The sequence below is a fragment of the Pseudomonas sp. PS02290 genome (genome assembly GCF_029960075.1).
Lineage (GTDB): Bacteria > Pseudomonadota > Gammaproteobacteria > Pseudomonadales > Pseudomonadaceae > Aquipseudomonas.
In genome coordinates this window covers 1-11,200 of the sequence record NZ_JASCOY010000130.1, presented here as the reverse complement: position 1 = coordinate 11,200, position 11,200 = coordinate 1, and the positions used below count along the sequence as shown (strand labels likewise).

Below are 11,200 nucleotides of genomic sequence, written 5' to 3'. Positions count from 1 at the left end.
CGATTGGCCGTGACAGACGATGAAAGTGTGTTGGCTGTACCGAAGGCATCGCGAGCAAGCTCACTCCTGCAGGGATCGCGTTTGACAAGAGAATCCCGCCGGGCCCCGCCCTGCTGAGGTGTGTGTATGCAATTCGAATGGTCCTACTTTTTTTCTCTGTTCTCGGTCGCTGACTTCTGGGAATCCTGCATCACCGTGATCGAGCTCAGCGCTCTGGGCTGGTTCATCGGCATGCTGCTGGGTTTCCTGCTGGCCTCGGCCAAGCTCTCGACCGCGCGCTGGATCAGCGTGCCGGCGTCGATTTATATCTGGTTCTTCCGCAGTGTCCCGCTGCTGGTGTTGGTGGTGTTTACCTACAACCTGCCACAGATGTTTCCGGTCACCCGCGACGTGCTGTCCAACCCCTTCTACTCCGGCCTTCTGGCTCTGGTGGTCACGGAGGCGGCGTACATGGCGGAGATTCACCGGGGCGGCCTGATCTCGGTCGCCAAGGGCCAGAAGGAGGCGGGCCGCGCCTTGGGTGTTGGTCTGATCGGCATGCAGCGTCTGATCGTCATCCCCCAGGCATTCCGTATCTCCCTGCCGACGCTGGTGAATGAATACATCACCGTGGTGAAACTGACCTCACTCGTGTCAGTGATTTCCCTCACCGAGCTGCTGACCGTGGGCCAACGCCTCTACGCGCAAAACTTTCTGGTCATGGAAACGCTGTCAGCCGTCGCGGTGTATTACGTGATGATCGTCACGGTGTTCGGCTGGCTGTTTCACTGGCTGGAGCAGCACCTTGAGCTGAGCAACCGCAAGCCGCAAACCCTCGACGACAGCGCCCTGACTCACCTGCGCGCCAGCCTCGTCGCGCAGCCTGCAGTGATGCGCGAGCAGGCCACAGGTCCGGGGGCTGCGCCGGCGCTGCAACTGGTCAACATCCACAAAAGCTACGGGCAGCATGAAGTGCTTAAGGGCATCAATCTGGAGGTGGAGGCCGGGCAGGTCATCTCCATCATCGGCCCGTCGGGCTCGGGCAAGACGTCGCTGATTCGCACGGTCAACAGCCTGGAGACCATCGACAAGGGCGAGATCATCCTGTTTGGCGAAGGCTACATTCACGCGGGCGACAACCCCAACGCGCCGCAGATCCGCCGGGGCGTGCAGCGCATAGGTATGGTGTTTCAGAACTTCAACCTGTTCCCCCACCGCACCATCCTCGACAACGTGACCCTCGCGCCGCGCTATCACGGCCGCGACCGGGACCTCAGCGAGCAACGCGCCTACGCCCTGCTCGACAAGGTCGGGCTGCTGGCCCACGCGCACAAATACCCGCATCAGCTATCCGGCGGTCAGCAACAGCGCGTGGCGATTGCCCGAGCGCTGGCGATGGACCCTCAGATCATGCTGTTCGACGAGCCGACTTCTGCGCTGGACCCGGAGCTGGTGGGCGACGTGCTGAAGGTCATCGCCGACTTGGCGAAGGAAGGCATGACGATGCTCATCGTCACCCATGAGATGGACTTCGCCCTGTCGATTTCCGACCGGGTGATTTTCATGGAAAACGGCATCGTGCAGGTCGACGCCGCGCCGCAAACGATTCTTGCCGACCAGTGCGGCGAGCGCGTGCGCAGGTTCATGGGGCTGGATCTCGCCGTGACGCAACAAACGCCTGCGCTCAAAGAAGCTTGAGCCTCACAGCCCCAACATCAACCCGCTCAGGCGCTTGACCTTGCGCCGCAGCGCCTCTTCAAACACGCCCTGACGCGGCTCGATCAGGCTGAACCAGTGCTTGGCCCGGGTGATGCCGGTGTAGATCAGCTCCTTGGTCAGCACCGGGTTCAGCGCCTCCGGTAGAATCAGCGCCGTGTGCGCGAACTCCGAGCCCTGGGATTTGTGCACCGTCATCGCGTACACCGTTTCCACGTCATTGAGCCGGCTTGGCAGCACAAAGCGCACGCCGCCGCTGCCGTCGTTACGCGGGAACGCAACACGCAGCGCCTGACGGTTTTCCTCGACCGGCCCCTCGGGCAAACGCAGGGCGATGCCGATGTCGCCGTTCATCAAACCCAGCCCGTAATCGTTGCGTGTCATCAACACCGGGCGCCCCTCGTACCACTGATGATCGCTCTCGATCAGTCCGGCGCTGAACAGCGTTTCAGTGATCCGTCGATTCAACCCTTCCACGCCCCACGGCCCTTTGCGCACGGCACACAGCAGCTGGAACTCATCGAACGCATTCAGCACCTGCCGCGCCCACTCGACACTGCGCGGGTCTTCGATCTGCGTCAGGTCTTGCGGCCGCTGCGCGTGCATCACGCCCAGATAATGGCGATAGCCTTGCGGGCCATCGCCGTGACCGTCGAGCAGCAGTCGCGACAGCGCGCGGTCCTGCTCACCCTTGAGCACCAGGGAAAACAGGTCCGGGTACTGGCGAGCCGCTAGCAATGCGCGTGCTTCCTGGTCCTGCTGCTGATTGACCAGCTTCGCCAACTGACCGATGCCGCTGCCGGCCACGAAACGCCGTGAATGGCGCAGCATCACCACCTGTTGCGCCAGGGCGTGATGCTGATCGTCGCCTTGCTGCAAGCCGCTTCCGGCAAGATCTTCCCCGCTGACCGATTCCAGCCACGCCTGGGTCTGCGGGGTGTACATGCCCGCCTCCGCGTCGCGGCACAAATCGCCCAGCACCGCGCCCGCCTCGACCGACGCCAGTTGATCCTTGTCGCCCAGCAGCACCATCCGCGCATGGGGCGGCAGCGCGTCCAGCAGGTTGGCCATCATTTCCAGGTCGATCATCGAGGCTTCATCGACCACCAGCACGTCCAGCGGCAACGGGTTGCCCGCGTGATGCCGGAAATGCCGTGTGCCCGGACGACTGCCCAGCAAACGGTGAACCGTCGTGACCTCGCTGGGGATCTTCTGCCGCACGTCTTCCGGCACTTGCAGCGACTGCACCTGATGACTGATCGACTCGGTCAGGCGTGCCGCGGCCTTGCCGGTCGGTGCCGCCAGACGAATACGCAACGGCTTGCCGCGCTCAACCGCTGGCGATTGCAGCAGTGCCAGCAAACGCACGACCGTGGTCGTCTTGCCCGTGCCGGGGCCGCCGGTGATGATGCTGAACGCGCCTCGGGTTGCCAGGGCGCAGGCCAACTTTTGCCAGTCGATCAAGGCGTCAGGCGCCTGGTTGGCCGGGCCGAACAGCGCATCCAGCCGCTGGGGCAAATCGCTGAACCCCGTTTCCACCTGAGCCAGTCGACGACGCAACGCCGCATCGATCCGCCGTTCATACGTCCAGTAACGACGCAGGTACAGGCGCCGATCGGACAAAACCAACGGCCTCTGTGCCGCTGCTTCGCTGAGGTCCCCTGCGTGGGCCACCAGCGCGCTGGCTTCCAGCGCCTTGCACCACGTCGCGCCGTCGAGGGATTTGAGCAGCGAGGACGGCAGCAGCATCGGCGTCGACAACACATCGCCCTCCGGCGGCAGCGACAGGGCGAAGTCCGGCTCTTTCAAGGTTTCATAGAGGTCCAGACAGACGTGCCCGTGGCCCAACTGGTGGCTGGTCAGCGTGGCCGCCAACAGCACCAGCGAATCGGCGGCAGGATCGAGCTCAGCCAGAAACGCCACGAAGGCTTTGTCCAGCGCGCGCAACCAGCCGCGTTCGACCCAGCGCTGCAGCAACAGCAGCAAATCCTCCACGCGACTGAGAGGTTTCAGGTCGGCCAGGCTGTCGGCGTCCAGCGCCGTGGGCATCAAGTGAGCGAAGGTGCGGTTCATACGAGGTCTCCTGACAGCACGTCGGCCGTGATCGGCGCTCGGCCCTGAAACAGCAGATCGAGACTTTCGATCAACTCACGGGGCGGTCGGGTGAACCACGCGCCCTGACTCGCAGCACGGCTGCCGCGCACGAACAGGTACACCGCGCCGCCCATGTGCCGGTCGTAATCGTAATCGGCGAGCCGCGCCTTGAGCTGACGATGCAACGCCAGCAAATAGAGCACGTATTGCAGGTCGTAGCGGTTGTCCAGAATCGAGCTTTCCATCGCCTGCTCGGTGTAGGCATCGTCGTCGACGCCCAGCCAGTTGGATTTGTAATCGGCAACGAAGTAACGGCCTTCGTGCTCGAACGTCAGGTCGATGAAGCCCTTGAACATGCCGTTCAGCGAAACCGTTTCTGCCGCCGCCCTCGGCGCACCGTTGTGGGTGTATCGGCGAACCAGCGCGTCCATCTGCGCCACATCGACTTTCGAGCAGGCGAACCAGAACTCCATTTCGACGCGGTACTGGTTCGGCTGATCCAGCTCACACAAGGCCATGGCCTGCACATCTGAGCCCAGACGCAGCGGCAGGGTCAGCAGATGCTGGAGCCAGTCGGTCAGCGTGTTGATCCAGCCTTTCCAGTCGCGCCTATTGCAGCGTTGGGCGACGACTTTCTCCAGCGCAAGCGGATCGGCAGCCGCCTCGGCAAAGCCCTTTTCGCCCGCCCATTCCAACAGCCCGTGCAGGAAGGTGCCGGGGTTGGGGCCACGCGGGAATCGGTGGATATCGCCGCCGCTGACCATGACCTCGCGCGGCGCATCCGGATCGAGACGCTCATCGTCGAACAGCTTCTGCGCTTGCGGACTGTCCGGCGACTGATCGCCGCTGTCAGTGATGGTGTCGCCAATGCGCAGCGCGCTGTAGGACGCAATCCACCAGTTCTCCCGAGCGCTGCGCCGGGGCACGCGCGGCTTGCTCAATGCGACCTCGTTGCGCGGCGCGCTGAAGGATTCGGTGGTCGGCAGTGGAACGGGTTCAACTTTCACGGCCGGGTGGTCCTCTGCCAGCGATCGCAGCCATTGGCCCAATGCCACTGACTCAGCCAGCTTCTGCCCGCCGCCGAGCAAATAACCCAGGGCCGAACGATGGAGTATCGAGGCGCTGTTGCTGCCGCGTTTGAGATCGGCAACGCCCAGCCAGCACGCGTGTTGCGCGCGGGTCAGGGCCACATAAAGCAGACGCAGGTCCTCCGCCAGACGCTCGTCATCCGCCTGTTCGATCAGCGCCGGCGTGGGTTTGAGACTGATCTGCGCGTGGCCTTCGGCGTCATGGAAGTGCAGCGGCAAACGGCTGCCGTCCACCGGCTTCGTCGAGCAGATGAAGGGCAGAAACACCAGCGGGTATTCCAGGCCTTTGGATTTGTGAATGGTCACGACCTTGACCAGTTGCTCATCGCTTTCGAGGCGCAGGATCTGCTCTTCCCCCGCTTGGCCGGACAGGGCCAGATGCTCGCTCAGATGACGAATCAAGGCCTGCTCGCCATCCAGCTCGGCGGCGGCCTGCTGCATGAGTTCGCTGAGGTGCAGCAGGTTGGTCAGCACACGCTCGCCATCGGTTCGCTGAACCAGCGCCTGCGGCAGTTTGAAGTCGTGCAGCAGCCGCCGCAGCATCGGCAGCACGCCTTGGGTGCGCCAGATGCGTCGGTAATCGCGGAACTGCATGACGCGGTTTTCCCACGCCAGCTCGTCCTGATTCAACAACTCGAGTTCGGCCAGCGGCAACGCGAGGGTGATGCAGGCCAAGGCCGCGCGCAGGGTTCGCTCGGCGTCAGGCTCGGCGCAGGCCTTGAGCCAGGCGAGCAGGTCATGGGCTTCTTGCGCGGCGAACACCGAGTCCTTGTCCGAGAGGTACACACTGCGCACGCCCCGCGCCGACAACTCGCCACGCACCGCCTGGGCTTCCTTGCCATCACGCACCAGAATTGCGATGTCGGCAGGCAGCAGTTGTCTCAATGGCTCTCCAGCTTTGGCAAAGCCCGCTTGCCCTTGTTGCCCGGCGTTGAGCAAACGCACGATCTCACTGGCGCAGCTCGCCGCCAGTTGCTGACGATAGACCGTGCCCGACACTGGCTGATCGGTTTCCAGCTGCCAGACGTTGAGCGCCGCAAGCACCTCACCGTCGACCTGCAACGTCTCTTTACGGCCCTGAGACCCGACTGCTAGAAACGGCACGGGATTATCCTCAGGCGTACGGAACAAGAACGCGCCGCGACCGGCCTCGCTCGTTTCCGCGCGCGTGAACACGTGGTTCACCGCATCGACCATCGCGTGGCTGGAACGGAAGTTGGTGCCCAGCGTGTGCAACCGCCCGGTGGTGGCCTGACGGGCGCGCAGGTAGGTATAGATGTCGGCACCACGGAACGCGTAGATCGCCTGCTTCGGATCGCCGATGAGGAACAGGCCGGTGCTCTCGTCGTTGGCCTCAAGCCGGTAGATACTGTCGAAAATGCGGTACTGCACCGGGTCGGTGTCTTGAAACTCATCGATCAGCGCGACGGGAAACTGCTCGCGGATCAGGGTCGCCAGGCGCTCGCCACCGCTCCCGCGCAGGGCGGCATCCAGGCGCAGCAGCATGTCGTCGAAACCCATCTCGGCGCGGCGCCGCTTCTCTTCTTCGAAGCGGGCGCCGACCCATTGGGACGCGTGTTCAAGCACCGCTGCATCGGGCGTTGGCAGCGTGTCCAGCGCCACCTTGAGCTCGACCATCGCCTCGAACGCTGGGTGCGACGGCGGATTGTTCTTCCACGCTTCGGCGATGCCGTCCGGGGTCAGCCGGGTGAAACCGGTGCCGAGGTCCAACTGCTCTTGCTCGTCATCATTGGCCCAGGCAATCAGCTTGTCGAACCAGGGCCGGAAATAACGCTCCTGCATCTTGCGGCCATCGACCACTTTGCACGCGACGCCGTCGATGCAGATCGCGTGCAGCTCCGCGGCCCAGTTGGCCCAGGGCGCCTTGAGCTGGCGGAGGGTTTCGCGCCGCTCCTGAATCGACTGCTCGATGATCTGCGTCGGGGTTTGCGTCACGCTCGCCCGCTCGCTGCCGAACAACGCGCGCACCCTTGGCAGCAGCGCCGCAGGGCCGCCCCAGTTCTCGCGCACCCATAGCAGCGCGTCGCCGCTCATGGGGTAACAGAACTTGCGCCAGTAATCGCGCAGCACTTCGCTCAGCAAATCGGTGTGATCGGTTTCCAGGCTCTGGGTGAACAGGCTGCCGCTGTCGAAGGCGTGCTCGCGCAGCATGCGCTGACACCAGCTGTGGATGGTCGAGACCGCCGCTTCGTCCATCCACTGCGCCGCGATGTCGAGACGGCTGGCGCAGCCGGGCCATTGCTCAATGGCGAACTCGTCCCGCAATCCAGCGATCAACGCATCAGGCGCTTCGATTTCTTCACGAAAGAACCGCGCGGCCTCCGCCAGTCGCGTGCGAATACGGTCGCGCAGTTCCTTGGTCGCTGCGTCGGTGAACGTCACCACCAGAATCTGCGGCGGTAACAGCTCTCGGCCGAAGCCAGAAATCTCGCTGCCGTGACCCAATACCAGACGCAGGTACAGCGCCGAGATGGTGAACGTCTTGCCGGTGCCGGCGCTGGCTTCAATCAGCTGGCTGCCTTTCAGTGGGAAGCGCAGCGCCAGAGGTTGTTGTGCGTCACTCATGCGCCGGCCTCCTCGCGAGAAAGTGCCTGCCAAGGCGCTTCAAAAATCGGTTTGTACAGCGCTTCGCACCAACCCACGAATTCCTCGCTGCCCATCAACGCATCAAAGTCCGGGAACTGACGCGCCAGCGCAGTGCTTTCCGCGCGCTCGCCCTTGCTGTTCTGACCATCGCCTTCATAGGCCTTGCGCGCGGCGGCTTCGGCTTTGATTTCATCGTTCTGGCCTAGCCAGGCAAACGCCGTCTTCACCGCAATCGGAAGCGGTCGCTGCATGCCTTGATGCCAGGCCAGCAGCAGGTCATTCAGCGTGCGCGTGGCAGTGTCCTTGTCCAGCGGCGGCAGCAAGAGCGTCTCGTCACTCGCCACCAGCGCGGTGGTCAACGGCAGATCGCACGCGCAGGCCACCAGGTGGTTTACCCACGGTTTGGTCAGGCGATGCCACTTGCGTGTCTTCTTGCTGGCGATGGCATTGGGGATAGCTGTGATCGCGAGTAACTCGTTCCGAGGATTCTGATAAAGCCCGTCGACCCAGCCATCAAGCTCGACGCCCTGATGCTGATAACTGACCGGCAACGCGCTGTGCAGCCGCACCGGCCAGCGAATCAGCAATTCGTGATAGCGGGCGACGAGGTCGGGTAGCGGTTCGATCAGTTCATCCTGCAGCAACGTGCCAAACCCAGCCATCGGCAGCAAGCCGCTGCCCTGCAAGCGCGTTGCCTGAGCATGGAGCGATTCCTGAATGTCCTCGGGATCTGTGAGCGCCGCTTGCAACAGACTGTCGCTGAGGCCATAGCGCTCGAGCGCGTCGAGTACGAACGGCTCCTCGTCCGCCAATGGCGCTTCGGCGACTTCAAAGAATATCTTCAAGCGCTGACTGAAGAAGTGCTTGACCGGATTGCGCAGAAAATCCTGCAACTGCATCAGGCTAAGCGGCTCTTCCTGCTGGTGCTTTTGCAGCGCTTTTATTTCGCCTGCTTCGGTGAGGGCTTCGTGCAGCACTTGCCACTCGCGGGCAAAGCTGAAGAACTCCGGGTTCTCCTGGAAGTATTTGGCGCTGAAAGGCTGCAGCGGATGTTCGACGGTAAGTTTGTGCAGCAACTGCTGGCCCGGATCACGCTTTTTATCGTCCTCGGGCTCGATGGCATCGGCCAGCCGCCAACCGCTGGACAGATGATCGCGCAGCTGCCCGATGAGCACCGAAGCCGGCCGCTCGGAGTTGTCGCGAATGCTGCGCCCCACCCAGCTGATGTACAGCTGATCACGGGCGGACAACAGCGCTTCCAACAGCAGATAACGATCATCCTCACGCCTGGAACGGTCGCCGGGACGGTAATCGCTGCCCATCAGATCGAAATCCAGCGGCGGCTGCGCGCGTGGGTAATCGCCATCGTTCATACCCAGCAGGCAGACGATTTTGAATGGAATGGCGCGCATCGGCATCAGCGTGCAGAAGTTGACCGATCCGGCCAGAAAGCGTTGGGACAACCGCCCTTGATCAAGCCCGGCCAGCCAGGCTTCACGCACGACCGTCAACGGCAATTCTTCTTCCAGGCCAACGGTCTCGCAGGTTTGCAGCCAGGTTTCACGCAGGGTTTCCAGCTGACTGAGCAGGTAGTCGTCGTGCTCACTGTCGGCCATGAAGAACAGCTGCATGATCGCCTGAAGACGCGCGCCCCACATCGCGGGCGTCGCGGGTTGGGAGAGTTCGTTGTGCGCGACCTGAAGCGCGTCGATCAGGGACACCAACGGGCCAATAAGAGCCGCATCCAGCCCGCCGATTTCGTCATACGGCTGAATGCCGTCGTAAGCCGCACCCGCCCCAACGGCGTACCCCAGCAACATGCGACGCAGACCGAAATGCCAGCTGTTCTGCTCAAGCTGTTCCGGTAGCCCTAGCCCTTCACGCTGCTTCGCATTGAGCCCCCAGCGCACACCTGCTCCCTCAATCCAGCGGTGCAGGGTTGGCAGGTCTCGCTCATCAATGCCGAACCGCGCTCGTAATGCGGGGACGTCCAGCAGATCGAGGATTTCACTGACCGGGAATCGACTGTCCGGAATCTTCAGCAAATGCTCGACGGCGATCAGCAACGGATCACGGCCACGCTGGCCCTGATCGGCGAGGGTAAAGGGGATAAAGCGGCGATCGTCGCGATCCAGTTGGCCAAACACGGCGCGAATGTGAGGGGCGTAGCTGTCAATGTCTGGGACCATGACGATGACGTCCCGCGGACGAAGGTCCGGATCCTTGCTGAAGCGCGCGAGCAGTTGGTCGTGGAGCACCTCCACTTCGCGCTGGGCGCTGTGGGCGACATGAAAGCGAATGGAGCGGTCGGTCTTGATATCCACGGGCGGCCAGACTTCGCGGGTCTCGCTCAAGGGGCGCAGCTCGAGGATATCGTCCTGAAGTTGATTCAGGAGCGTCTTGGGCTCGCTCTCGCTGAACAGGTCGATGCGCCCGTCGCGAAAGATCGAGCGATAGCTGTTCGGGTCGTCATGACTGTCGAGCAGATTGATGTAGTCACGACCCTGCTTGCCCCACGCAGCCAGTAACGGGTGAGCGTGCTGGTGCAGCGCATCAGGGTTCAGCACCACCGGCATGCCGGGTTTTCGTGATTGGCGTTTGTATTCGTGGCGCAGGAGATCCTTGTCAGCCACGATGTCTGCCCAGTGATGGCGGCAAGGGTTGTGAACGCAGAGCAGGACCTGACTGAAACGGGCTAGCCCGGCAAGCGCCTCTAGTGCCTGGGCGGGCAAAGAGGAAATACCGAAAACGATCACCCGCGCCGGCAAACCGGCCGGTGCCTCGACCAGGCTATTGATGCGTTCGATGTAACGTTGATGCACGCCGGCCCGGCTCTGGGCCATCCCCTCTGCCCCGACATCATGGAGCAGCGCACGCCACAGTTCGGCCTGCCAGCAGTTCTCTGCTTTGAGCGGCTTTGCCTCTCCCCGCCCGGTCCTGAGTTGATGCTTGCCCGCGGCCCAATCCTCCAGCCAGTCGGCGCGATACACCTGATATTGGTCGAACAGATCGGCAAGCCGCTCGGACAACTGGTAGCGCTTGCGCAGGTCTGTATCGGCCGTCAGGAATCGCTGCAGCGGCTCGAAGTGTGGCTGATTGATCAAGCCGGGGAGCAGTCGCATCAATCGCCAGGTCAGTGGAGCTTTATCGAGCAACGAGGTTTCCGGAATCTCGGCCTTGCCCAACACCGCACGGTAAAGCTGCCACATGAAACTGCCAGGGAGCTGCACATCGATCGCAGCGGCAATGCCGCAACCCCCTTGATCGTCGTCCTGTGCATCTTCTGCCAAAGCAAGCTTCAGCCACTGCGCAATGCCGTTGCTTTGAACCAGCGCTACTTCGTTTTCAAGCGGAGTCAGGGGATAACGCCGCATCCAGGACACCACAAGGCCACGCAGTTCATCCAGGCGATTCCCATGGACCACCATAAATCCGGGGTTGAGATTGGATGTCACCGGCATAGCTGCGTCCCTTGGTCTTTCAAAAGAGGGAGAAGACTACCAGAGGGAGCGGACTTGTTAGCGGTCGATCTTGTTAGGGCGACTGACAACTGCGCTCATCCGCTGTTTAGGTATGAGGATGACTGCCCGCTTTTCCGCGCGCAAAAAACAAAACCCCATCTGCTTTCGCAAATGGGGTTCTGGAATTTAATCTTGACGATGACCTACTCTCACATGGGGAAACCCCACACTACCATCGGCGATGCATCGTTTCAC

5 protein-coding genes are annotated in these 11,200 nt (G+C 62.4%); 2 read left to right on the top strand and 3 right to left on the bottom strand.

Going from position 1 to position 11,200, the window contains the following annotated elements; translation table 11 throughout:
• The first annotated feature begins 126 nt into the window (after positions 1-126).
• Entirely contained in the window at positions 127-1,677 is a 1,551-nt protein-coding gene (locus QMX88_RS27040) for an amino acid ABC transporter permease/ATP-binding protein (protein WP_282373330.1), read from the top strand.
• Between the two features lie 3 nt (positions 1,678-1,680).
• Here the strand turns inward: QMX88_RS27040 and recD are convergent, their stop codons facing one another.
• From recD to recC, 3 genes are read right to left on the bottom strand one after another with little or no spacing between them, the layout of a single operon-like run.
• Positions 1,681-3,768, bottom strand: coding sequence for an exodeoxyribonuclease V subunit alpha (recD, locus tag QMX88_RS27035; protein ID WP_282373328.1), 2,088 nt, complete (start codon positions 3,766-3,768; stop codon positions 1,681-1,683).
• Positions 3,765-7,463, bottom strand: coding sequence for an exodeoxyribonuclease V subunit beta (recB, locus tag QMX88_RS27030; RefSeq protein ID WP_282373327.1), 3,699 nt, complete (start codon positions 7,461-7,463; stop codon positions 3,765-3,767). The genes recD and recB overlap by 4 nt, the downstream gene beginning before the upstream one ends.
• The gene (gene recC, locus QMX88_RS27025; RefSeq protein WP_282373326.1) at positions 7,460-10,945 is read right to left on the bottom strand and encodes an exodeoxyribonuclease V subunit gamma; all 3,486 of its coding nucleotides are present in this window, start codon (positions 10,943-10,945) and stop codon (positions 7,460-7,462) included. Before recC ends, recB begins: the two co-directional genes overlap by 4 nt.
• 54 nt (positions 10,946-10,999) lie before the next feature.
• Here recC and QMX88_RS27020 point away from each other — a divergent pair.
• A partial coding sequence (locus QMX88_RS27020) for a hypothetical protein (protein ID WP_282373325.1) occupies positions 11,000-11,200 on the top strand: 201 nt, incomplete at its 3' end.

Excerpts from the sequence above, each read along its gene's own strand:
- recC (WP_282373326.1), bottom strand. The coding sequence starts at position 10,945 with ATGCCGGTGACATCCAATCTCAACCCCGGATTTATGGTGGTCCATGGG.
- recB (WP_282373327.1), bottom strand. The coding sequence starts at position 7,463 with ATGAGTGACGCACAACAACCTCTGGCGCTGCGCTTCCCACTGAAAGGC.
- QMX88_RS27040 (WP_282373330.1), top strand. The coding sequence starts at position 127 with ATGCAATTCGAATGGTCCTACTTTTTTTCTCTGTTCTCGGTCGCTGAC.
- recD (WP_282373328.1), bottom strand. The coding sequence starts at position 3,768 with ATGAACCGCACCTTCGCTCACTTGATGCCCACGGCGCTGGACGCCGAC.